Source organism: Cryptocyanus atlanticus LEGE 06306, assembly GCF_056633155.1.
In genome coordinates this window covers 250,927-271,685 of record NZ_JBSJOZ010000002.1, presented here as the reverse complement: position 1 = coordinate 271,685, position 20,759 = coordinate 250,927, and the positions used below count along the sequence as shown (strand labels likewise).

The following is a 20,759-nucleotide window of genomic DNA, read 5'->3' as shown; positions in this document are numbered from 1 at the left end:
GCCGTGATCACCCTGCGCGACATTCTCGACAAGCTGCTGGGGCGTCAGCCCCCCAGCGCCGGCATGGCCCGGGAACGGCTCCAGTTGGTGCTCGCCCACGACCGCAGCGATCTCAATCCCGAATTGCTGGAGCAGATGCGCCGCGAGATTCTGGAAGTGGTCTCCCGCTATGTGGAAATCGATCTGGAGGCCGGTGACGTGAGTCTGGAGACCGGCGACCGGATCACGGCTCTGGTGGCCAACCTGCCCATCCGACGCGCTCGTCCCCACCCGCTCACCGCCGGGGGGGACCCGACCGCTGCCACCGCCTGACCCGACGACCGGGGCCCTTTCGCATGGGAACCCTGAATGGAGATCCTCTCCGAACGCCCCACCGGGGCAGCCATGTCCCTAGGCGACCCAGTAGAAGCTCCAAGCCCAGCCGAGCGGCGCGTCCTGGATGGTCTCTGCCGCGGCCTCAGCAACAAGGCGATCGCAGCCGAGCTGATGCTGAGCCCACGCACGGTCGAAAGTCACATTTCGAACCTGCTGGCCAAGACAGGTCAGCGTAATCGCTGCCAGTTGCTCCTCTGGGCTCAGCTCGAGCGATACACTCGTGCCGATGCCGGCTTAGCTCAGTGGTAGAGCAGCGCTTTTGTAAAGCGAAGGTCATCGGTTCAAATCCGTTAGCCGGCTTCGATCCCCTGCGGGAGTCACGCTCTGCGGGTAGACGCTCTGCAGAAGGAGGGCCACGGAAGTGCTGCCTCTGAACGGAACCGGGGCACGACAAGCTCCCATGCGGGTCGCGGGCTCCTGTTGGTGACAGGCAGGAGCGTCTTCATGGGTCTTCGACAGCGATCCGATCGCTGCTGGCGTCAGGATTGTCCCGACTGATGTTCCACGGGTCGCCGGCTCCGACTTCATTGAGCCAGCAGAGGATCAGTGGCACCCAACTCCTGGCGGCGCCCCGAGACCAGTTCACCCTGTGGCCAGGGGGGCAGCAGGTTGCTCCTGGGCTGTTCAGCCAGCTCCGGGAGACTTCTCAGCCCCCGCGCTCAAGGCACTTCGTAGTACACCAAGGCGTTGGAGCCATTGGTGGGTTCCACCTGCTGGAAAACAGGAAGCGTATCTTGCGCATAGGCGGGAGTTTCCAGGCGCGCATTGCCTGGATTGGCGACAAGATCCTGAGTCAGCCTGGCATCCACGGACCAGCTGTCACCGCCATCCACGCTTTCGCTGACCTCCAGGAATCGCTCACCTCCGGCATTGACTTCGTAGGCAATCTTGATCGAACCATCCTCAAGGATGCTGATCTGCATATAACTACCACTCCGATAGGATGTAATTTCAACCGGATCATCCCATTCATCCGTTGCGTTATCATATCGTAAGTAGACAACTCGCTGCTCACCATTGTTCGTGGCGACATGGATATTCCCATCCTCATCTGTCACCGAACTGAAATGGGTGCCGTTGGGATCCCTTTGGGTATCCCCCTTGACGAGCAGACGCTCGGGCTCAAGCTTGCTTCCCGTGGGGGCATCTTCTGAATAATCAATCCAATTGAGAGTGTTGCCATTGGTATAAAGGAGGCCCACTCCATCATCGGTGGCAACGATATCTCCAGACATCCTTCCGTCTTCTTTAGTATTCTCGATTCCCTGATCAACTATGGTCCAAGTTTCCCCTTGATCTTCACTGTAACCAACCCTCAGGCTGGCCTGCCCAGTGGCTCGGTCCGTTGCAGTACATGCCACGACAATGGTTCCGTCGTCGGTGACAGTGATGGATGGCCTCTCCAGCCTGAGTGAAGCCGGGCTGGGATAAACCACCGTAGATTCAACCGTCCAGGACACATCATCTTCAGAATAATTTAGGATGGAAAGGGCAATTCCGCCAGTGCCTGTTGTGTAAACCTCATAGAGCTGGCCATCGACAATCACTCCATCAGCGCGGGACGATCCACTGGAATTCGTGAGCGTGGCAGTGTCATCCCAGGACTGGCCGTTATCGTCACTGGAGTAGAGTGAGAGCTGGCCGTTCGTATTGGCCATCACATGGACAGCCCCATCATCGGTGACCCATGAATGATCCTGAAACCGGGAGGAGATCATCCCCTCGTTGCCATTGGTGATGGTTGTCGGGATACCGGTGATGACATCCACCGAATCGGAACCAGCCGGGGGTTCCTCCTGATCCCCCTCGCTGCCGCTTGGACCTGGGGAAGCAACCCATCCCAACCGATCAGCCAAGGGACCATCGAGATCCAGAAATTCCAGCCCCGAGAGGAGCAGCGCTGAGGCTGTGTCTGCATTGGAGAGAATCAACCCCGTGAGATCTCCCGCCTGCTCGAGAGGAGCAAGGCGATCCAGAAAGTCGTCAAACACAATGTTTAACCAACCAGGAGAAAGAATCAAAGTCTAAAGCAGCCTAGGCCAGTCTGGTCGATTGATAATAATATTAATAATACGCCTGGTTCACACTTCTGGCTCTCCCATCCAGTCAGGGTCTGATCAAGGGTGCCCTTGGACTGACCCTGCCGGGAGCACGTTCCCGGAGGGGATGGGCTGAATCCCCCCCCCCGAGCAAGCAGGACCGGATCAGGGACAACTCGGTACGAAGAAGATCGATCCTGTCGTGGAGAAAGCCGCAGGGTCGCTTGGAGAATTACTAGCAATCACGGCATTCAGATCAGCACCAACCAGCGAGATCGAACCTCGATCATCAGGATTCGAAAAACTATAGGGTGTCCCAATAATCTGGCCCGACACATTGGCATTCAAACTCGTATTCCCCTGGAGATCGGCACAGATCTCCCCTCCTTCCGGCGACACGCCGGATCTGGCCCTCAACAGAATTCCATCCCCTTCCGATTGGAGAATAGTATTGTCAAGAAGGGAGAGGTTTTCGATCCGTCCATTGGCATAGGCCAGAATTTTGATTGATTCAGCTGATTGGCTGGCCTGGAGGGGATTCATTCCTGTAGTGGACACCGTGTTATTGCTAATGAGCGCCTGCTGGATCACTCCCCCCACTCCGGCAATCAAGTAAATGCCATCAGCATCGTTCCCCAGTGTCGTCACCACATTGTCGCTGATCTGGATCTGCTCAAGCTGGCCGCTTCGAAGCACATTCACGTAAATCCCATCCGATTCCAAATCAAATTCATTGGCCGAATCGCTTGGTACACTTCCCGTTGTGGAAATGGTGTTGCGATTGATGGTTGCCCGACCGATCCATCCTGCATCGGTGCTGCTCAGAAAAATCCCCTCCGACAGCGGTCCGGCCGTGGAGACGTCGTTCCGATCAATCCCTAGGCTCCCCAACGAACCCGTGTCACGAACCAGGACCCGAATCCCATGGGACGAGAACTCTCCATCCGTGTTCACCGTATTTCCAGCCACCTCCAGACGACTGATTGATCCGCTGGTCACGAACACTTCGATGCCGGATGACTGGGCGCCGTTGGTGGAGATCGTGTTCTCCACAATCTGAATCTGGTTGCCTGGATCAGTGAAGGAACGGTTCTCGGTGATTCGGATCCCAGCAGCATTGTCACCCGATGTCACAATGCGATTATCAGCGATCGTCAAGTTGCCGACATCTGTCCCCACCACCCCTGGCTGATTGGGAAGCGGTCGGAGATCGAACCCCTGCAGCCAGCTCTGATCACCCATGAACACACTCCCAAGGACCGTGGGCAAACGACCGCTTCCGGAACCGGGCAGCTGAATGACCGAGCGCTGATTCGCGATGCTGGCTGGCAGGAACTGCTTCGGACCGGTGGACATCACCCGCACGGAGTCGGGGATTGAAAATCCCGATAGTGGGGAGTCGGGAGCTGCGTCCACATAGACAATGTCATTGCCATCGGATTGTGTCCGGTTGACGGCCGTTGTGACTTCGCCAAAGGGCTGCTCAACCGTGCCATTGCCACCGGAGGATCCCGCACGGACATGGGCGAACCGCCAGGCTTCCCCAGTGGCGGGGTTCGCCACCGTGTCCGTACCGAAGGAATCGACGAACTGACGTTCGTTCTGCTCATCCACGACAATGTTGGGTTGACGCTGAACCGGCGACTGCAATCGGGCCACCAACGCATCAACATCACGATCCACACCACGGCTTCGCCCACCCCCGAAACCGATTCCGACGGTGACGGTGAAGCGGGAGCCGAAACGCTCATCCGTTGTGAATTCCAGGCCACCGGAGAGGGCCTCTCCCTGGCGAACGGCCAGTCGGGAACGGAATCCAGGGAAGGCGTCAACGCCGGATCCATCGTAAAAGTATCCCCCGACAAACCCTCTCAGATCGCCATTCCCCCAGCTCAGTAGGCGGGTTCCTGCTTCCAGATCCAGGCCCGCCAGGGCCGATTCATAGGTTTTGTCGATCTGGGTGGTGGACTTCGTGGTGGCGAACAGTAGGTTTCTCTCGAAATTCAGCCTGTCCAGCGATGAGCCTTGATTCGTACTCTGGCTCGAAATCAGATTTCGCGTTTCGCCGATGGGCAGATACCCATTGAGACGCGCCTCCCAGTGAGATCCCATCACTTCGACGCCACCTCCCAACTGGGAGAATGTGGAGGGTCCGGTATCCCGAATATCGTAACCGGCATAGGCCCCATAGACAATATCTTGATCTGGCCAATATTGGCGATACCCAAAGATAATATTACCCCCAAAGTTTGCGTCTTCAGTGGTGAAATTCAGGCGGGCTTCAGTGAATCCAAGGGACTGCCCTGGAAGCTGAAACAAGGGGAATAGAGCGTACAGGCTCCCGAACGAACTCTCATAACCCAACCCCGGCCCCGTGGTGAACTGCCCCATGACTCGCGGCGCGATTCTGGGCACGGGAACGGGTCCGGCCTGTTGCGGCGAAACGGGGGAATCCACCCCAGCCATGGGCTGCTCCTGGAGAGGCAACGCCTGGGCCATCCAGGGGCCGCCCAGGGTCAACACCGGCAGGACTCCAAAACCAATCGCGAGGAACTGATGCAGTTTTGCACGACAAATCTGTTGATTTTTATACAATCTTTTGCTCCGCCAACCATGAAAAGCTAGCCGACTCCTAACCTATTGCTCCATAGCTTCAATCTGCGCAACAAAAACTGACCAACTGGGTGCCTTCTCCGCTCCCAGTCGGCCGCACCCGTGGGGCGATGGTCCGGTTGAACCGAATCGAGGTGCCGGGTCATCCCGTCAGGAAGCGCAGGAATCGCCGGGAGTTCCCATCCGGTGGGAGCGGAAGCCAGGGATCAGGCGTTCCTGCCGCACCGAGGAACCCGTCCACCGCTCCGGTACCATCACCTCCTCCTGAAGACCCATCCGGGTTCGCCTGGGGGGGACACCGGCCTGGGGTCAGCTTCGATCCGCTGCCGGCATGGGCGGGAGCTGAGGCCCCGTCTCCAGCAGGGTCAGCCTTCCCGCCCCTCTCCCCGTCCGACCCGAAGCCTTCGACACCACGACCCTTGCCGTCCATCTCCGCCGCGCTGATTATTCAGGGTCTGTTCCTGCTCACCGCGCTGGGTGGCTTCATCGGCTTGCTGCTGCGGCGCAACCTGTTTCTCAAGGTGCTCTCCCTCGATGTAATGAGCACCGGCGTGATCAGCTTCTTCGTGTTGGTGGCGGCCCGGGGAGGCCTGCGCACCCCGATTCTCTCCGGACCTCCTGAAGCCGTCTCCCCGAGCCTCGCCTTCGCCGATCCGGTGCCCCAGGCGGTCATCCTCACGGCCATCGTGATCGGATTCTCCGTTCAGGCCCTGCTGCTGGTGGTGATCACCCAGCTGGCCCGCCGTGAGCCCACCCTCCAGACCGGGGACCTGGAAGAGGCCGCCGGTCGATGACGTCCCTGGCGATCGCCTGGCTGCTGCTGCCCTTTCTGATCGCCTTCGCGGCCATTCTGCTGCCGCGATTCGGCTGGATCCTGAGCCTGCTCACCTGCGCGCTCTCCCTGCTGGCCGGTCTGGCCACCGTCGCCGGCGCCGAATCCCTGGCCCTCCAGCTGAGCGGTCCCTATGGGGTGTCGCTGCTGCTGGACGGCTTCAGTGCCCCGTTCCTGGTGCTCAATGCTCTGGTCACCGGAGCTGTGGTGCTCGACAGCCGCCATCGCCCACGCACGGGATCCTTCTGGCTGGTGCTGCTGGTGCTGCACGGTGGCATCAATTCCGCCCTGGTCTGCCACGACCTGATCAGCCTCTATGTGGCCCTGGAGGTCGTGAGCATCGCCTCCTTCCTGCTGATCGCCGAACCGGGCAATCTGAAACGGGTCTGGATCGGGCTGCGCTATCTGCTGGTGGGCAGCACCGCCCTGCTCTTCTATCTGATCGGTACGGCCGAGATCTTCCGGGGCAGCGGCTCCTTCGCGCTCGAGAGTCTCGCCGCAGCGCCAGCGGGAGCTCTGGCCCTGCTGCTGATCGGCCTGGTCACCAAGTCGGGGCTGTTCCTCTCGGGGCTCTGGCTGCCCCGAACCCATGCCGAGGCCCCGGCGGAAGTCTCCGCGCTCCTGTCGGGGGTGGTCATCACCGCCGGAGCGGCCCCCCTGGTGCGGGTGGCCACCTTCTCCCCCTCCCTGGGGGACACGGTGCTCTGGTTCGGGCTGGCCAGCGCCCTGTTCGGGTTGGTCTTCGCCCTGCTGGAAACCGACGTGAAGCGCCTGCTGGCCTGGAGCACGGTGTCCCAGATGGGGCTGGTGGTGCTCTCGCCGGCCACGGCCGGCCTCTTCGCCCTCGGCCACGGAGTGGCGAAGGCCAGCCTGTTCCTGGTGGCCCGGCACTTCCCCAGCCGCCGGCTGGAGGGCTGGTCCCAGACCCCCCTCCCCACCTCGGTCTGGCTGCCGATGCAGCTGGCCAGCCTGTCGATCGCGGGATGTCCCCTGCTGGTGGGGTACCTGGCCAAGGATCTGCTGCAGGCCCGGCTGACCGGCGCCGTGGCGATGCTGGTGGTGGCCCTCTCGGTCGGCACGGCCGCAGTCTACGCCCGGCTCTGGGAGAGCCCCCTGCCCGGGCCCGCCGCCCCGGAGGCCCCTTCCCCCTCAGACGGCGGAGGGGTGTTGCTGCTGATTCTGGCCCTGCTGCTGTCGAACGGCCTTGGTGCCCTTGGCGCCGAGCGGATCCCCTGGGCCATCGCCTTCTCGGCCGAAGCGCTGCTCAAGGCGATCGCCGTGCTGGTCGCCGGCTGGATCGTGCATCGACTGCTGGCCCCCTGGAGAGCGGCAGTAACGTTGCCGGACCTGGAAGGGTTCGACGACCTGATCGGCGGAATGGGGATCGTGGGCACGGGCCTGGTGCTGATGCTGAGGCTGGCGGCATGACGGGGGAACGCCGGCGCTGGCAGGTTTCGGCCATCTGGATGCTGGGCACCGGCTTCCGGCTGGGCATCTGGCTGCTGCTCACCTCCGATTTCAGCCGGTTCAACCTGCTCGCCGGGCTCAGCCTGGCCCTGCTGCTGCCTCGGCCCGCGGTCAGTGTGGTGGACCCCAGCCTGCTGCTGGGATCGCTCTGGAAGGTGCTTCAGGCCCTGCCGGCGGCCTATGGGGAGGCCCTGCGGCTGATCATCCGTCCCCATGGGAGCGAACGGGTGGTGATCGTGCCCGGCTCGGGCAGCCGCTCCGCCCTGGTGATGTTCCTGGAGGTCTTCCACATCACCCTGACCCCCCTCACCATCGCCCTCGGCAGGCTCTCCGACGGCTCCTATCTGGTCCACAGGCTGGAGAGGAGCACCCGACCATGACGGTTCTGGTCTACCTGATGGTCCTCGCCCTGCTGATGCCGGTGTTCGTGGTGCTGCGCAAGCCCGATCTCTGGCACCGCCTGGCCGCCTTCGCCAGCATCTCCACCAAGGTGTCCATTCTCATGCTCGTGTTCGATGTGGTCCGCGGCGACCGCATGATCGGGGTGGTGGGGGTGATCGTGCTCAGCGTGGGCAATGCCGGCGTCATGCTGCTGGCCAACCTGCTGCGGGAACTGGAGGCGTGATGGCCCCTCCCCTCCAGACCCTGCCACTGATCCGGCTGCTGAGCGGCCTGCTGCTCGGTTCGGGGCTGCTGTTCTGGCTGCTGGGCACCTGGCCCCTGCTGGGGAGGAGCTCCTACCTGGCCAAGCTGCACGGCCTCTCGGTGGCGGACACGCTCGGATCGGCGCTGATCGTGCTGGGTCTGCTGCTGCGGCAACCCGACGAGTGGACCGTGCTGAGCCTGGCGTTGATCTCCCTGGTGATCTGGAACACCCTGTTCGGCTATGTGCTGGCGGTCTGCTCCCAGAAGCCGGGGCCATCACCTTGACCGACTCCCTGGCCCTGCTGCTGCCGATCGCGGCCCTGCTCCCGCTGACGGCCGCCCTGCTGATCCTGCAGCGGAGTCCGTTCCAGACCCTTGTGCTTCGCGGCATCCTGGGCGCCGTGGCCTCGCTCATCTACGCCCTGCTCGGGGCGGCGGATGTGGCGCTGACCGAAGCCCTGGTGGGGACTCTGCTCTCCACCACCCTGTACGCCATCGCGCTGCGCTCCTCGATGGTGTTCCGTCTCACCCTGCAGCCTGGCGGGCAGCTGGACGACAGCCGCCGGGCCCTGCTGGAGCAGTGGATGCAGCAGGCGTATCTGAGATTCGAGCTGGTGGAGGACGATCCCCATGGATGGCTGAGCCCCGAGGGCCAGCTTCGGATTGCTTCTCCCCGGCTGCTGGCCCAGCTGGACGAACTGGAGGGAGCCGGGGCCTGGCGGGCGGCGGGCGGCGAGCTGGTGGCCCACACCGCTGACGGGTCTGGGCCGGCGGACGGGGGGCGGCCGTGAAGGCCCTGTACCTGCTGGCGGCCGCCTTCGTCTGCGGTCTTCCCCTCGTCGACGGGGCCCGATCCGCCGCCGCCACCGCAGGGGTGGTGCGGGCAATCGCCGAGTTCAGTGCCGTGCCCAATGTGGTGTCGGGAATCATCCTGGATGTGCGCCTCTACGACACGGTCGGAGAGGTGGTCGTGTTCAGCCTGGCGGCGCTTGGGGTCAAGCAGCTGCTGAGCGGGGAGAGGCCCACCCAGCGGATCCGGGGCATGGAGGACCCTCCCTCGATCGTGCTCTGTCAGCTCGGTGCCACGGTGAGCGCCCTGGTGGCCGTGGAGCTCGCCCTGCGGGGCCACCTGTCCCCGGGGGGCGGCTTCGCGGCCGGAGTGGCAGGAGGCACCGCCATCGGCCTGCTCGTGGTCAGCGGATCCGCAGAGCACACCGAAGCCCTCTACGGGCGCCTCCATGCCGAGACGTGGGAGAAGCTGGCCGTGATCACCTTTCTGGGGCTGGCCCTGTTGAGCCTGGAAGGGCTGCGTCTGCCGGCGGGATCCTTCGGAAGCCTGGCCAGTGGCGGCTGGATCCCCCTGCTCAACGTGCTGGTGGCGATCAAGGTGGCGCTGGGATCCTGGTCGATGCTGCAGCTGTTCGTGCGCTACCGCGGCCTGCTGTGATCGGCGGAATCCCAGCCAGGGGAAGCATCAGGCCAGAGCGGACTCCAGCATCCACGCTTCCGAGGGGAGCACCCCCGCCGAAGCGACCCACTCCGGGGCTCCGGACAGACCGGCCGGATCCAGCTGGAACCACTCCGAGCCAGCCAGAACGATGGCCTCCGACTCGCCAGGGCTGGAGACTGGCTGGAGCAGGGTGATCAGGGAGAAGGCATCCTGTTCAGTCGACAGCAGGTTGCTGAAGCCGGATCCGGGACCCAGTGGACCCCCATCCGGTTCGTCCGGGGCCGAGGCGGACAGGGGATCCGATGCAGGCACCACCCCGGTAGAGGCACGAAAGATGCTGGGTGGAGTGTCATCGAAAAGGCTCACACTCCTGACGTTGTAATAGACAACAAGCCCCTCTTCGGTGGCAAATGTTTCCGGGTCATTGCGAGCCAGCCGCTCGGGCTCACTGACCTCCCGATAGACCGGCCCAGAGGGCCCCAGGCCCGCCAGCCAGATTTCAGACTCCGCTGCAGGGCTGATCTCGTCCTTGGCCACAAAGGAGATTCCGGATCGGCCGTCATACACAAAGGGCTCTGGCGAATAGATGAAGCGTCGGTCGGTGGGGGGCTCCAGCTCCAGGGCCTGACTCCAGCTTCCATCGTCGGATTCCACATAGATGCCGAGGGTCTGGGGGTTCTGCCCATCCTCAAGGGTCATGAGAACACGGCCTCCGTCCAGCTCTGGAGCCTCCCAGATCCAAGGTTTCGACTTGTCCGTACCTCCGAAGGTGAGCTGGGTGGTGCTCTCAAGTTCCACGTCATGGAGGAAGATCTGACGGGTTCCTCCAACCTCCTGCGCGAACACCACCTCTTCGCTCTCGTTGTTCACCCAACGGGCGCCCTTGGTTCGCTCAGTGGTGACCAGACCCGTCTCTCCCGTGACGTAGTCGTACCAGAGCAGATCAAATTCTCCCCCATCGTCAGCCTGTCGGTAGATGAATTTGGGATCAGGGTCCCCCGGGGTGGTGCTGCCATTGGGGCTCGCCCCGGTCGTGAGGAACTGCGTCTCCCATGTGGTCCCGTTCCAGCTGGCGCTCCAGACCTCCCAGGTGCTGGGATCCTCGGAGATGGCCTTGGTATACAGAATGTCCGAACCACTTTCCGTCACGATCCACTCGGGCCCATTCCCCGTGGCGGCGCCAGTGCCGCCTGGGTCTGCGATCGGAGCCAGGCCGGTGTCCAGCAACAGCTTGTCCTCAAGCTGGATCTCTCCGCTGACGGGATCCACCGGAGCCACCCAGAGCCGGCCACCCCGGTCCTGCCAGCAGACCTGGGCTGTGCCCTGATCAAACTCCGGATCAATGATCCCTTCGTCGGCCGCGATATTCTCCTCTTCAGGAGTAAAGTCAGTGATGATCACGATTAAGAATGTCCACACGCTCCTACCCCGTCGTAGCCAAACGGAGCGCCCCCACAACCCCGCCAGCAGAGTTATCACCTGCTGATGCAAAAATTTATTTTTTCTTGGTCTGCTTCGCTCCGGTTTGTTCTGTTTCCGATCCTTCCCGCCGCCGTTTGTTGCGTGGTGTCAGGAATGATTGCTGCGGATCACGGTTCCACCTCCGGCCGCCGCAACAGGCGTGCTTGCAGCGTGGGGATCAGGCCCGCCGCCCGGCCAGCAGAAAGCCCAGCAGGGCCAGGGCGATCCAGACGCCGCCACGCAACTCGAACAGGGGCGTCCCCCAACCCAGCAGCGGTTCAAGCAGGGCATGGCAGAGGCCCATGAGCACCACCACCGACAGAACGAGCCAGAGCATGGGCGTCTCAGGGCCGACAACCTGGGGGCATCACAGCACCGGCGCGCAGAACCCGCCACTCGGCCGTTGACGTCCAGGCCAGAACGGTGCTGGCCGCCCCGCCGGGCACAGGCCAGGGAAGGGGCGCCAGCAACGGCAGATCGGGGAACGCCCGCCCAGCCTCGCCGGCGCTGAGGCAGGCCGGTTCTCCCGAGCGGTTCGCGCTGGTGGTGGCCAGGGGGCCCGTGAGGCGGAGCAGCTCCAGGGCCGGCCCACAGGCGGGAATTCGCAACCCGAGGCTGGCGCCCTCCGCCGCCGCCTCAGGATGCAGCTCCGCTGCCAGTGCACCCCGGGCCGGCAGCACCAGGGTGAGGGCGCCAGGCCACCAGCGGTCGGCCATCGCACGCCACTCCCGGCGCACCTCCAGCCCCAGGGCCGCAAACAGCCCATCCGGATCCGCCCCCATCAGGATCAGGGGCTTGGCGGTGGGGCGATGCTTCAGGGCCCAGAGCTGCTGGGCGTCCTCCGGTCGGGCGGCCAGGGCGGGCAGGGTATCGGTGGGGAACAGGGCTGCCGAGCCGGCCCGGAGCCGCCGGGCCAAAGGGCGAGGGCCCAGGGCGAGGGGTGTCGGAGCGCCGGGTGGGGGCATCGGGTGCGGCGGCGAAGGACTGGCCATCCCCGTCAACGCCGGGACAACGTGAAGCGCCACCGGCCCTCCAGGTCGCGGTGGGACTCCACCCGCTCCAGACCGGCGGCGTGGAGCAGCCCACGCACCCGGTCAGCCTGATCGTGGTGATGCTCCAGCACCAGCCAGCCGGCCGGCGCCAGGGCACGGTGGGCCCCGCTGACGATGTGGCGGATGGGATCGAGGCCGTCGGAGCCCCCGTCGAGGGCCAGCAGCGGCTCATGACGGCGCACCACCGGCTCAAGCTCGTCCAGCAGGGCCGTGGGGATGTAGGGAGGATTGCTCACCACCAGATCGAGGGCTCCCCAGCGGAGCCGCAATGGCTCCCACCAACTGCCCTGGACCAGGGCCACGCGGGTCTGCACACCGCCGCGGTTCAGATTGACGCGGGCCTGGGCCAACGCCCGCGGACACCGGTCCACCGCCACGCCCCGACCCAGCGGAAAGGCGTGGGCCAGGGCGAGCGCCAGGCAACCGGAGCCGGTGCCCAGGTCGGCCCAGCGCAGCCGGCGGCGGCGCCCTTCGGGACGATCCGCCACGGCCATCACGGCCAGCTCGGGGAGGAGTTCGGTTTCCTGGCGGGGGATCAGCACCGCCGGCGAGACCTGCAGCTCGAAGGTGCGCCAAGGGCAGATGCCCACCAGGTATTGAAGCGGGGTGTGGGTCCGCCGGTGGAGGAGCCAGAGCCGCTCCAGCCCCTCGAGGGGAAGCCGCAGAGACACCGGGCCGTCTGGATCGATCCAAAGCCGCTGCAGTGCCCGCCAGGGAAGACCGCCGGCCAGGTCCAGCAGCCAGTCGAGATCGGCGGGACGGCCCCCGCCCAGGAGCTGGCTGCGGCGCCAGGCCAGCAGCTCGGCGCCCGAGAGCTGGACGGCGCCTGGGGAGGGGGGAGCTGGGACGGGGGCGGCCATCCCCTGACCCTAGGAATCGGGGGGGAGCGACGGTCAGCAGGGGCTCCAGCGCAGGCCGGGCTCGGCCCGGATCCGGCCGGCCAGCTCCAGATGCAGCAGCCGGCAGGAGATCTCGGCGGCCGGGCAGTGCAGGACCCGGCAGAGGTGCTCCAGCGACGCGCCCTGCTCCAGGGCGGCCATCAGGGACCGCTCATCCGACGAGAGCGGAGTGCCGCCCAGGCCCGCCCCGGGGACTCCGGGGCGGGCCGGCGGCACCAGGGGGCCGCTGCCGAGCTGGTCGATCAGATCCCGCGCCTCGAGCAGGGGACTGGCCCCCTGGGCCAGCAGACGGTTGCTGCCGAGGGCGGAGACCTTGCCCGCATCGGCGGGAACCACCCAGACGGGGAGCCCCTGGTCCCAGGCCAGGGCCGCGGAGTGGAGGGCGCCGCTGGCTTCCGGGCACTCCACCACCACCACCGCCTTGGACAGGGCCACCTGCAACCGATTGCGGGCGGCGAAGTGGCCCCGCCGAACGTCTGCCCCGCGGGCGTGTTCGCTGATCAGCAATCCGTGGCGGGCCACCGCGGCCTGGAGGGCACCGTGGTGACTGGGATAGGTGCGCTCCAGGGGAGTGCCCAGCACAGCCACGGGTCGCCCACCGCGGGCGAGACAGCCGCGATGGGAGGCGGCGTCGATCCCCTCGGCCAGCCCGCTCACCACGGGCCAGCCCGCTTCGGCAAGGGCAGCTCCGAGCGTGTGGGCCATCGACAGACCGTGGGGCGATGGGCGTCGGGTGCCCACGACCGCGATCGCGCGGCGCCGGCGCAAGGGCGGCCAGAGGGACCCCTGGCCACGCCAGTGCAGGGCCAGGGGGGGACGGTCGAGCTCCGCCAGACCGGGCGGGCGGGCGGGATCTCCGGGCAGGAGCACCCGGGGAGGCGGGGACGGCCAGCGCCCCCGGGGGCCGATCGGCGCCTCCCCCCAGCGCCGGCGGTGGGCCTCGATCTGGGCGATCACAGCGGGACCGAACCCGGGCAGGGCGGCCAGCCGATCCGCCGGGACCCCCCAGGCGGCGGCAAGACCGCCGAAGTGGGGCTCCAGCTGCCGGAGCCGAGACCAGCCCAGACCGGGACAGGCACTCCAGAGCAGCCACCAGCGCCGGCGATTCGCCGACCAGGCGACGCCCCTGGCGGCCTCGCGGTGGAAGGGGGCGGAGACCAGATCGCCCATGACGACCCCAGAACATCAGTACAAGTGTACTAGAGGGCTGGAGCGGGTCCCCGCTCCAGCCGTTGCACCGCTGCCGCCAGATCGGGGGGAAGGCGCCGCAGCACCCGGCGACCGGAGGCTGGACCGGCGCGGACGTCCACCGCCACCAGTTCCACCCACGCCGTGGCCGCCACCCCGCCGCTCTGCCCCAGGAAGTGGCTGCGCCAGGGCAGCCTCACCCCCCGGAGGGGCTCCGCGCTGCTGCGGATCTGCACCATCTCCCCGTGCAGCAGGGCCCGGCGGTACTCGAGGCGAAGCATCACCACCGGCAGCTCCAGACCCCGGCTGGAGAGCGTGGCGTAGTCGAGCCCCACGGCGGCCAGCGCCTCCACCCTCGCCTCCTCCAGCCAGGCCAGGTAGGCGCCATGCCACATCACCCCGGCATGGTCGGTGTGCTGGGGCAGCACCCGCCTCTCCAGCCGCCAGCCGGCGCGTCCGCCGCCGGACTCCGTTACGACCTCACCGCCCACCTGCTGCCCCATCGGATCCAGGCCATAGGCTGCCGAAGAATCGCGACCGCCTCGTGTTTCGCAATCTTCTGATCGCCGACTCCGGCAAAGGCCATGTGGAAGAGATGGTGCGCATGCTGCGCGACCTTCCGGCCTTCCGGCAGGCCCGGTTGAATCTGCTCCACGTGGTGCCGGAGCAGGCCGGCAACGATTTCCAGGAGCACTGGCAGAACGCCGCCGGGATCGTGGCGGAGGCGGTGAAACGGCTGGGCCTCAACCCCGGGGACGTCAACGCGATCATTCGCCAGGGCGACACCAAACAGACCGTGCTCAAGGTGGCCGATGAACTGGACGCCGACCTGATCGTGATGGGCTCGCGCGGCCTGGGGCGCCTCCAGTCGATTCTGGCCAACAGCTCCAGCCAGTACGTGTTCCAGCTCTCAACCCGGCCGATGCTGCTGGTGCGTGACGACCTGTACGTGCGCCATGTGAACCGCGTCCTGGTGGCGATCGACGGCACGGGAGTGGGGGACGATGCCCTGCGCATCGCCTGCGAACTGGTGCGGGAGATCCCCGGCGGCAGCCTCACCGGCGTGCACATCTCACGGCAGGACATCACCCCGAGCCGGGGGGGCAAGAGTCCGGCCGATGCGGTGCTTGAGAAGGCCCTGCAGCGCGCCCGGGGTCTGGGCGTGGATCTCAAGGGCGTCCACAAGACCGGCGACATCGGCCGCGGGGTCTGCGCAGTGGCGGAGGAGATCAACGCGGACATGGTGGTGATCGCCTCCCAGGATCGCCGCCCCCTGGTGGCCAAGAGCCTGGTGGACATCGACCGGCTGCTGGGCAGTTCCGTGAGCGACTACATCCGGGTACATGCGCCGGCCCCGGTGCTGCTCGTGAGGGAGCCGTAAGGCGACCACCGTTGAGGGTGGGCCTGCTCAGCGGAGCACTGGGGAAATCGGCCAGGAGCCCGGCGACACGGAGCCTACGGCACCCGATCGATGGGTGGAGGCTCAACCCTGCTGACGGCTGCTCGTCTGGATGTAGAGAACGATCAGAAAGACCGCCGGCACCAGCACGAACATCAGGCTGGCCACAAAACCCAGATCGTTGGTTTCCATCGGTTCGGTCGGACGGGTCTGACTGGCGCGTCAGGACCGTATCACCGCTGAACCGGATCATCCCCGGCCGCTTCACCGGCCGTAGCGGTCCCGTCCTCGCCATCCTCCCCGGTCTGGAGCGGCGCGGGGGACACCGGCCAGGCGGTGGGGCCGGCCGGCAGATCCCTCCCCCGGGCCTGGGCCAGCAGGCGCTCCCCATCGGCCAGGCCCACCTGGGGCCGGGTCAGCACCACCAGGGAGCGCTCCACCAGGGCCTGGCAGGCCAGGCGCCAGGTCTGGGGGCGACGGCGTAGCTTGCGCTCCTCCACCGGGGTGCGGCCGCTCAGGGCCCCGGGTGCCGCCTCGTCGACCACGTCGACGAAACAGGTGATGCACTGGCCGCAGCCACCGCAGTTGCCCAGCTGACCCTTGAGTCCGTAGAGCTCCACCCCCTCCCGCAGGGCGACCTCACGCAGGTTCTCCCCGGGGAAGCACTCCACATCGCGGCCTTCACGGAGGAAACGGATCACGGGCATGGGGCTGGGGCGATGGAAGCCCCCTATTCTGCGGGGCAGAGATTGCGTTTTGTAAACGTCCGGACCGGATCGGGGCGGATCCTGCGTCACGGCTCGTTTCAGCTGACGCCTGGCGCTCCCGCCGGCCAGGGGAACCCCTTACGATCGCCAGCACGGATCGATCCGATCGATCGTCCGCTGCCAGGTCACGCCTTCCGGCCAGGCCTGGGCAGCTGTTTGTCACCCCTGACCTAACCCCCATGGGATTGCCCTGGTATCGGGTGCACACGGTCGTCATCAACGACCCGGGCCGCTTGCTGGCCGTGCACCTCATGCACACCGCTCTGGTTGCCGGCTGGGCCGGCTCCATGGCGCTCTATGAGCTCGCCATCTTCGATCCTTCCGACCCGGTGCTCAACCCGATGTGGCGCCAGGGCATGTTCGTCATGCCGTTCATGGCCCGCCTCGGCGTGACCGGCAGCTGGGGGGGCTGGAGCATCACCGGTGAAACCGGCGTGGACCCGGGTTTCTGGAGCTTTGAAGGCGTCGCCGCGGCGCACATCATTTTCAGTGGCCTGCTCTTCCTGGCCGCCATCTGGCACTGGACCTACTGGGATCTGGAGATCTGGCAGGACCCCCGCACCGGTGAGCCGGCGCTTGATCTGCCCAAGATCTTCGGCATTCACCTGCTGCTCGCCGGTCTCGGCTGCTTCGGGTTCGGCGCCTTCCACCTCACCGGCGTCTTCGGACCGGGCATGTGGGTGTCGGATCCCTACGGTCTCACCGGCCATCTCGAGAAGGTGCAGCCGGCCTGGGGCCCGGAGGGATTCAATCCCTTCAACCCGGGCGGCATCGTGGCCCACCACATCGCCGCCGGCATCGTGGGGATCATCGCCGGCATCTTCCACATCACCACCCGTCCCCCAGAGCGCCTGTACAAGGCCCTGCGGATGGGGAACATCGAAACCGTGCTGGCCAGCGCCATTGCCGCGGTCTTCTTCGCCGCCTTCATCGTGGCTGGCACGATGTGGTACGGCTCGGCTGCCACACCGGTGGAGCTGTTCGGGCCCACCCGTTATCAGTGGGACCAGAGCTACTTCAAGACCGAGATCAACCGCCGGGTCGCCACGGCCCTCGAAAACGGCGCCAGCAAGGAAGAGGCCTTTGCCTCCATTCCCGAAAAGCTCGCCTTCTTCGACTACGTCGGCAACAGCCCGGCCAAGGGAGGTCTGTTCCGGGTCGGCCCGATGGTCAACGGTGACGGCCTGCCCACCGGCTGGCTCGGTCACATCAGCTTCACCGACAAGGACGGCCGGGACCTTGAGGTGCGCCGTCTGCCCAACTTCTTCGAGAACTTCCCCGTGATCCTCGAAGACAGCCAGGGCGTGGTCCGCGCCGACATCCCCTTCCGGCGGGCCGAGGCGCGCTATTCCTTCGAGCAGACCGGTGTGACGGCCACCGTCTATGGCGGCGCGCTCAACGGCCAGACCTTCACGGATCCGTCCGACGTGAAACGGCTGGCCCGCAAGGCCCAGCTCGGTGAAGCCTTCGAGTTCGATCGCGAGACCTACCACTCCGACGGCACCTTCCGCAGCTCCCCCCGGGGCTGGTTCACCTTCGGCCACGCCACCTTCGCCCTGCTCTTCTTCTTCGGGCACATCTGGCACGGCGCCCGCACCCTCTACAGGGATGTGTTCGCCGGCATTGATCCCGACCTCGGCGAGCAGGTGGAATTCGGTCTGTTCCAGAAACTGGGCGACCGCTCCACCCGTCGCCTTCCCGAGGGGTTCGTTCCCCAGCCAGGCTCCACGCTCAGCTGATCGCCCCTACCCAGGAGATTCCCGATGGAGAGCTTCGCCTACATCCTCATCCTCACCTTGGCACTCGCCACGCTGTTCTTTGCGATCGCCTTCCGCGATCCGCCCAAGATCGGCAAGTGAGGGAAGGGCTCCTCGCAGCCCCCAAGCCCCCGCCCCGGCGGGGGCTTTTGTCTGGCTGAGCGGCCTTCCGAACGAGCCATTCTGGCCGGCTCCGCCAGATCCCCTGCGGCGGAACACTTCTCAACGCGAGTGTTGCTGTCTACACTGACGTGATACCGCGTGGGTCTCCAGGGATGCAATGTCCCTCCTGCCAACACACCGATAGCCGGGTGCTGGAGTCCCGCTCCGCGGACGGGGGACGCAGTGTGCGGCGCCGGCGTGAATGCCTCAACTGTGACTTTCGCTTCACCACCTACGAGCGGGTGGAAACCGTTCCCGTCACGGTCGTCAAACGCAACGGCGCCCGCGAAACCTTCAACCGCTCCAAGCTCCTGCATGGACTGCTGCGGGCCTGCGAGAAAACCGGTCTCGAACCGGCCCGGCTCGAAACGGTGGTCGATGAGATCGAACTGGTCCTCCAGCAGCGCAGTGGCCGGGAGGTGAGCAGCGCCGAGATCGGCGAACTCGTGCTCCAGCAGCTCTGCGAGATGAGCGAGGTGGCCTACGTGCGCTTCGCGTCCGTCTACCGCAAGTTTCAGAGCATCAGCGACTTCGTCGCCACCCTGGAAGGCCTGAGCCGCCGGCCCTCCCGGAAGCGGGGAGACGGCACCTTGGCGGCGGTGAGCTGATCCCATCCCGCCCGGCCCCAGCCTGCGGGATCCACGCCCCTGGCTGGGGGCGGGCAGCCATTTGTATAGTGAGCGACTGCGTGGGCTGTCGGCGGGCGGTCACGCGGTTCCCCTCGCTCTGCCCCTGGCAGGCCGCCACCCCTTCATGACCGTGACCCCTTCCGAGATCAGCAGCTCCGAGGTCGACCTGGAACTCGCCGGCGACCCGGCGGCCGATCCCGCAGGTCTCGACCTTCCGGAAGAGGTCCCCACCGCCGATGACCCGAGCAGCCGAGCGGTGAGCCGTGACGCCGACGGCACCGGCGCCGGCTTCACCCTGGAGGAGTTCGCCTCCCTCCTGAGCAAGTACGACTACAACTTCAAACCCGGCGACGTGGTGAACGGCACCGTGTTCGCCATGGAGCCCAAGGGCGCCATGATCGACATCGGCGCCAAGACCGCCGCCTTCATGCCCCTCCAGGAAGTCTCGATCAACCGGGTCGAGAACCTCTCCGACGTGCTCGAGCCGGGCGAGGTCCGCGAATTCTTCATCCTCAGCGAAGAGAATGAAGACGGCCAGCTCACCCTCTCGATCCGGCGGATCGAATACCAGCGGGCCTGGGAGCGGGTGCGCCAGCTCCAGAAGGAGGACGCCACCATCTATTCCGAGGTGTTCGCCACCAACCGTGGTGGCGCCCTGGTTCGGGTGGAAGGGCTGCGGGGCTTCATCCCCGGCAGCCACATCAGCACCCGCAAGCCCAAGGAAGACCTGGTCGCCGATTTCCTGCCGCTCAAGTTCCTGGAGGTGGACGAGGAGCGCAACCGCCTGGTGCTCAGCCATCGCCGCGCCCTGGTGGAGCGCAAGATGAATCGCCTGGAGGTGGGCGAGGTGGTGATCGGCACCGTGCGGGGCATCAAGCCCTACGGCGCCTTCATCGACATCGGTGGGGTGAGCGGCCTGCTGCACATCTCCGAGATCAGCCACGAGCACATCGAGACCCCCCACACGGTGCTCAATGTCAACGATCAGATGAAGGTGATGATCATCGACCTCGACGCCGAGCGGGGCCGCATCTCCCTCTCCACCAAGGCCCTCGAACCCGAACCCGGCGACATGCTCACCGACCCCCAGAAGGTGTTCGACAAGGCCGAGGAGATGGCCGCCCGCTACAAGCAGATGCTGCTGGAGCAGGCGGAAGAGAACGAGCCGATGGGCGTCACCCTCGACTGAGCCCCCAGCCCGCCAGCAGGATCGACACCGATGGCTCAATTGCTGCTGCGGGGAGAGCGGCTGGGTGCGGTGCGTGCCGTCCTGTTCGACAAGGACGGCACCCTCAGCCACAGCGAACCGGGTCTTACCAGGCTCAGCCGGGCTCGGGTGGCCGCCTGCCTGGAACGGGTCGAGCCGGACCTGCGCTCCAGCCTTCAGCCCCTGATCGAGCGGGCCTACGGCCTGATCGGTGATCGGCTCCACCCCGCCGGCACCACTGCGGTGGCCAGCCGCCAGCACAACCTCATCTCCACCGCCACCGCCTTCTGCCAGGTGGGTCTGGGCTGGCCCCAGGCCCTCAGCCACAGCGAGGCCGTCTTCGCCGCCACGGACCCGGACCCGGACCAGAACGAGACCGATCAGGGCCTTGCCCCCACCACCGACGCCTTGATCCCCCTGCTGGAGTCCCTCAGCAGCGCCGGGCTCATCCTCGGGGTGATCAGCAACGACGACTCCGCCGGCATCGAGCGCTTCCTGGCGGGCCACGGTCTGCGCAACCGCATCGACGGCATCTGGAGTGCCGACCACCAGCCGGCCAAACCCGATCCCGAGGCCGTGCATCGCTTCTGTGACCAGCTCGGGGTGACCCCCGACGCCTGCGCCCTGATCGGGGATGCCGACACCGACCTCACCATGGCCCTGAACGCGGGAGTCCCCCTGGCCCTGGGCTACACGGCGGGGTGGAGCCTGGCTCCGGAGCTGCGGGAGGGCCATCCCCTGATCCATCACTGGAGCGAGCTCGGCGTTCTGCCCGAAGGGCCCGCCACACCTTGAGGTCAGGCGATAAGCTCAGCCA

The 20,759-nt window shown here is 65.9% G+C and carries 25 protein-coding genes and 1 tRNA gene; 16 read left to right on the top strand and 10 right to left on the bottom strand.

Features of this window, described 5'->3' with window-relative positions:
• The first annotated feature begins 6 nt into the window (after positions 1–6).
• From minE to ACWJI7_RS04140, 3 genes are all read left to right on the top strand, one after another.
• Entirely contained in the window at positions 7–312 is a 306-nt protein-coding gene (minE, locus tag ACWJI7_RS04150; protein WP_479935644.1) for a cell division topological specificity factor MinE, read from the top strand.
• Positions 313–348: 36 nt separating this feature from the next.
• On the top strand, positions 349–624 hold the full coding sequence (locus ACWJI7_RS04145) for a response regulator transcription factor (RefSeq protein ID WP_479935594.1): 276 nt from the start codon (positions 349–351) through the stop codon (positions 622–624).
• Positions 604–675, top strand: a tRNA-Thr gene (locus ACWJI7_RS04140). Before ACWJI7_RS04145 ends, ACWJI7_RS04140 begins: the two co-directional genes overlap by 21 nt.
• Positions 676–1,034: 359 nt before the next feature.
• On the opposite strand, the gene ACWJI7_RS04135 is transcribed toward ACWJI7_RS04140, so the two are convergent.
• Positions 1,035–2,366: a sialidase family protein gene (locus ACWJI7_RS04135; protein WP_479935592.1), complete on the bottom strand. Its 1,332-nt coding sequence runs from the start codon at positions 2,364–2,366 to the stop codon at positions 1,035–1,037.
• Positions 2,367–2,579: 213 nt separating this feature from the next.
• Positions 2,580–5,009 carry a right-handed parallel beta-helix repeat-containing protein gene (locus tag ACWJI7_RS04130; protein WP_479935590.1) on the bottom strand — a complete coding sequence of 810 codons (2,430 nt, stop codon included), beginning with the start codon at positions 5,007–5,009 and terminating at the stop codon, positions 2,580–2,582.
• 446 nt (positions 5,010–5,455) lie between these two features.
• On the opposite strand from ACWJI7_RS04130, the gene ACWJI7_RS04125 reads away from it, so the two are divergent.
• The 7 genes from ACWJI7_RS04125 to ACWJI7_RS04095 are packed head-to-tail and all read left to right on the top strand — an operon-like array spanning position 5,456 to position 9,418.
• Positions 5,456–5,821, top strand: coding sequence for a cation:proton antiporter subunit C (locus ACWJI7_RS04125; RefSeq protein WP_479935643.1), 366 nt, complete (start codon positions 5,456–5,458; stop codon positions 5,819–5,821).
• Positions 5,818–7,287, top strand: coding sequence for a proton-conducting transporter transmembrane domain-containing protein (locus ACWJI7_RS04120; RefSeq protein ID WP_479935588.1), 1,470 nt, complete (start codon positions 5,818–5,820; stop codon positions 7,285–7,287). Before ACWJI7_RS04125 ends, ACWJI7_RS04120 begins: the two co-directional genes overlap by 4 nt.
• The gene (locus ACWJI7_RS04115) at positions 7,284–7,706 is read left to right on the top strand and encodes a cation:proton antiporter (RefSeq protein WP_479935587.1); all 423 of its coding nucleotides are present in this window, start codon (positions 7,284–7,286) and stop codon (positions 7,704–7,706) included. The genes ACWJI7_RS04120 and ACWJI7_RS04115 overlap by 4 nt, the downstream gene beginning before the upstream one ends.
• Positions 7,703–7,951, top strand: a complete 249-nt coding sequence (locus ACWJI7_RS04110; RefSeq protein WP_479935585.1) for a hypothetical protein — start codon at positions 7,703–7,705, stop codon at positions 7,949–7,951. Before ACWJI7_RS04115 ends, ACWJI7_RS04110 begins: the two co-directional genes overlap by 4 nt.
• Complete coding sequence (locus ACWJI7_RS04105) at positions 7,951–8,256, top strand: monovalent cation/H(+) antiporter subunit G (RefSeq protein WP_479935584.1); 306 nt, start codon at positions 7,951–7,953, stop codon at positions 8,254–8,256. Before ACWJI7_RS04110 ends, ACWJI7_RS04105 begins: the two co-directional genes overlap by 1 nt.
• Entirely contained in the window at positions 8,253–8,762 is a 510-nt protein-coding gene (locus tag ACWJI7_RS04100) for a hydrogenase subunit MbhD domain-containing protein (protein ID WP_479935582.1), read from the top strand. The genes ACWJI7_RS04105 and ACWJI7_RS04100 overlap by 4 nt, the downstream gene beginning before the upstream one ends.
• Entirely contained in the window at positions 8,759–9,418 is a 660-nt protein-coding gene (locus ACWJI7_RS04095) for a Na(+)/H(+) antiporter subunit B (protein ID WP_479935581.1), read from the top strand. The genes ACWJI7_RS04100 and ACWJI7_RS04095 overlap by 4 nt, the downstream gene beginning before the upstream one ends.
• A gap of 27 nt (positions 9,419–9,445) precedes the next feature.
• Here the strand turns inward: ACWJI7_RS04095 and ACWJI7_RS04090 are convergent, their stop codons facing one another.
• The 6 genes from ACWJI7_RS04090 to ACWJI7_RS04065 all read right to left on the bottom strand — a co-directional run bounded on the left by ACWJI7_RS04090 (position 9,446) and on the right by ACWJI7_RS04065 (position 14,524).
• A complete protein-coding gene (locus ACWJI7_RS04090) occupies positions 9,446–10,822 on the bottom strand; it encodes a TolB-like translocation protein (protein ID WP_479935579.1) in 1,377 nt (458 codons plus the stop codon).
• A 238-nt stretch (positions 10,823–11,060) separates the two neighbouring features.
• A complete protein-coding gene (locus ACWJI7_RS04085) occupies positions 11,061–11,219 on the bottom strand; it encodes a hypothetical protein (protein ID WP_479935577.1) in 159 nt (52 codons plus the stop codon).
• 7 nt (positions 11,220–11,226) lie between these two features.
• Positions 11,227–11,847, bottom strand: coding sequence for an L-threonylcarbamoyladenylate synthase (locus tag ACWJI7_RS04080; RefSeq protein WP_479935575.1), 621 nt, complete (start codon positions 11,845–11,847; stop codon positions 11,227–11,229).
• A gap of 32 nt (positions 11,848–11,879) precedes the next feature.
• Positions 11,880–12,794 carry a peptide chain release factor N(5)-glutamine methyltransferase gene (gene prmC, locus ACWJI7_RS04075; RefSeq protein WP_479935573.1) on the bottom strand — a complete coding sequence of 305 codons (915 nt, stop codon included), beginning with the start codon at positions 12,792–12,794 and terminating at the stop codon, positions 11,880–11,882.
• A gap of 33 nt (positions 12,795–12,827) precedes the next feature.
• Positions 12,828–14,003, bottom strand: coding sequence for a DNA-processing protein DprA (locus ACWJI7_RS04070; RefSeq protein WP_479935571.1), 1,176 nt, complete (start codon positions 14,001–14,003; stop codon positions 12,828–12,830).
• Between the two features lie 29 nt (positions 14,004–14,032).
• A complete protein-coding gene (locus ACWJI7_RS04065) occupies positions 14,033–14,524 on the bottom strand; it encodes an acyl-CoA thioesterase (protein ID WP_479935569.1) in 492 nt (163 codons plus the stop codon).
• Positions 14,525–14,565: 41 nt separating this feature from the next.
• On the opposite strand from ACWJI7_RS04065, the gene ACWJI7_RS04060 reads away from it, so the two are divergent.
• A complete protein-coding gene (locus tag ACWJI7_RS04060; protein ID WP_479935568.1) occupies positions 14,566–15,402 on the top strand; it encodes a universal stress protein in 837 nt (278 codons plus the stop codon).
• Between the two features lie 102 nt (positions 15,403–15,504).
• Here ACWJI7_RS04060 and psbM read toward each other — a convergent pair whose 3' ends face one another.
• On the bottom strand, positions 15,505–15,612 hold the full coding sequence (psbM, locus tag ACWJI7_RS04055) for a photosystem II reaction center protein PsbM (protein ID WP_479935566.1): 108 nt from the start codon (positions 15,610–15,612) through the stop codon (positions 15,505–15,507).
• 41 nt (positions 15,613–15,653) lie between these two features.
• Complete coding sequence (locus tag ACWJI7_RS04050) at positions 15,654–16,127, bottom strand: 2Fe-2S iron-sulfur cluster-binding protein (RefSeq protein WP_479935564.1); 474 nt, start codon at positions 16,125–16,127, stop codon at positions 15,654–15,656.
• A 239-nt stretch (positions 16,128–16,366) separates the two neighbouring features.
• On the opposite strand from ACWJI7_RS04050, the gene psbB reads away from it, so the two are divergent.
• The 5 genes from psbB to ACWJI7_RS04025 all read left to right on the top strand — a co-directional run bounded on the left by psbB (position 16,367) and on the right by ACWJI7_RS04025 (position 20,737).
• Entirely contained in the window at positions 16,367–17,926 is a 1,560-nt protein-coding gene (gene psbB, locus ACWJI7_RS04045; protein ID WP_479935562.1) for a photosystem II chlorophyll-binding protein CP47, read from the top strand.
• Positions 17,927–17,950: 24 nt separating this feature from the next.
• The gene (locus ACWJI7_RS04040) at positions 17,951–18,046 is read left to right on the top strand and encodes a photosystem II reaction center protein T (protein WP_043368769.1); all 96 of its coding nucleotides are present in this window, start codon (positions 17,951–17,953) and stop codon (positions 18,044–18,046) included.
• Positions 18,047–18,219: 173 nt separating this feature from the next.
• Positions 18,220–18,714: a transcriptional regulator NrdR gene (gene nrdR, locus ACWJI7_RS04035; RefSeq protein WP_479935560.1), complete on the top strand. Its 495-nt coding sequence runs from the start codon at positions 18,220–18,222 to the stop codon at positions 18,712–18,714.
• A gap of 145 nt (positions 18,715–18,859) precedes the next feature.
• Positions 18,860–19,924, top strand: coding sequence for a 30S ribosomal protein S1 (locus ACWJI7_RS04030; protein WP_479935558.1), 1,065 nt, complete (start codon positions 18,860–18,862; stop codon positions 19,922–19,924).
• Between the two features lie 30 nt (positions 19,925–19,954).
• Entirely contained in the window at positions 19,955–20,737 is a 783-nt protein-coding gene (locus ACWJI7_RS04025) for an HAD family hydrolase (RefSeq protein ID WP_479935556.1), read from the top strand.
• Positions 20,738–20,759: the final 22 nt, after the last annotated feature.

Coding starts and splice junctions, on each gene's coding strand:
- ACWJI7_RS04065 (WP_479935569.1), bottom strand. CDS start 14,524: ATGGGGCAGCAGGTGGGCGGTGAGGTCGTAACGGAGTCCGGCGGCGGA.
- ACWJI7_RS04070 (WP_479935571.1), bottom strand. CDS start 14,003: ATGGGCGATCTGGTCTCCGCCCCCTTCCACCGCGAGGCCGCCAGGGGC.
- ACWJI7_RS04080 (WP_479935575.1), bottom strand. CDS start 11,847: ATGCCCCCACCCGGCGCTCCGACACCCCTCGCCCTGGGCCCTCGCCCT.
- ACWJI7_RS04025 (WP_479935556.1), top strand. CDS start 19,955: ATGGCTCAATTGCTGCTGCGGGGAGAGCGGCTGGGTGCGGTGCGTGCC.
- psbM (WP_479935566.1), bottom strand. CDS start 15,612: ATGGAAACCAACGATCTGGGTTTTGTGGCCAGCCTGATGTTCGTGCTG.
- ACWJI7_RS04030 (WP_479935558.1), top strand. CDS start 18,860: ATGACCGTGACCCCTTCCGAGATCAGCAGCTCCGAGGTCGACCTGGAA.
- nrdR (WP_479935560.1), top strand. CDS start 18,220: ATGCAATGTCCCTCCTGCCAACACACCGATAGCCGGGTGCTGGAGTCC.
- ACWJI7_RS04105 (WP_479935584.1), top strand. CDS start 7,951: ATGGCCCCTCCCCTCCAGACCCTGCCACTGATCCGGCTGCTGAGCGGC.
- ACWJI7_RS04115 (WP_479935587.1), top strand. CDS start 7,284: ATGACGGGGGAACGCCGGCGCTGGCAGGTTTCGGCCATCTGGATGCTG.
- prmC (WP_479935573.1), bottom strand. CDS start 12,794: ATGGCCGCCCCCGTCCCAGCTCCCCCCTCCCCAGGCGCCGTCCAGCTC.
- ACWJI7_RS04040 (WP_043368769.1), top strand. CDS start 17,951: ATGGAGAGCTTCGCCTACATCCTCATCCTCACCTTGGCACTCGCCACG.
- ACWJI7_RS04050 (WP_479935564.1), bottom strand. CDS start 16,127: ATGCCCGTGATCCGTTTCCTCCGTGAAGGCCGCGATGTGGAGTGCTTC.
- ACWJI7_RS04085 (WP_479935577.1), bottom strand. CDS start 11,219: ATGCTCTGGCTCGTTCTGTCGGTGGTGGTGCTCATGGGCCTCTGCCAT.
- ACWJI7_RS04120 (WP_479935588.1), top strand. CDS start 5,818: ATGACGTCCCTGGCGATCGCCTGGCTGCTGCTGCCCTTTCTGATCGCC.
- psbB (WP_479935562.1), top strand. CDS start 16,367: ATGGGATTGCCCTGGTATCGGGTGCACACGGTCGTCATCAACGACCCG.
- ACWJI7_RS04110 (WP_479935585.1), top strand. CDS start 7,703: ATGACGGTTCTGGTCTACCTGATGGTCCTCGCCCTGCTGATGCCGGTG.
- ACWJI7_RS04145 (WP_479935594.1), top strand. CDS start 349: ATGGAGATCCTCTCCGAACGCCCCACCGGGGCAGCCATGTCCCTAGGC.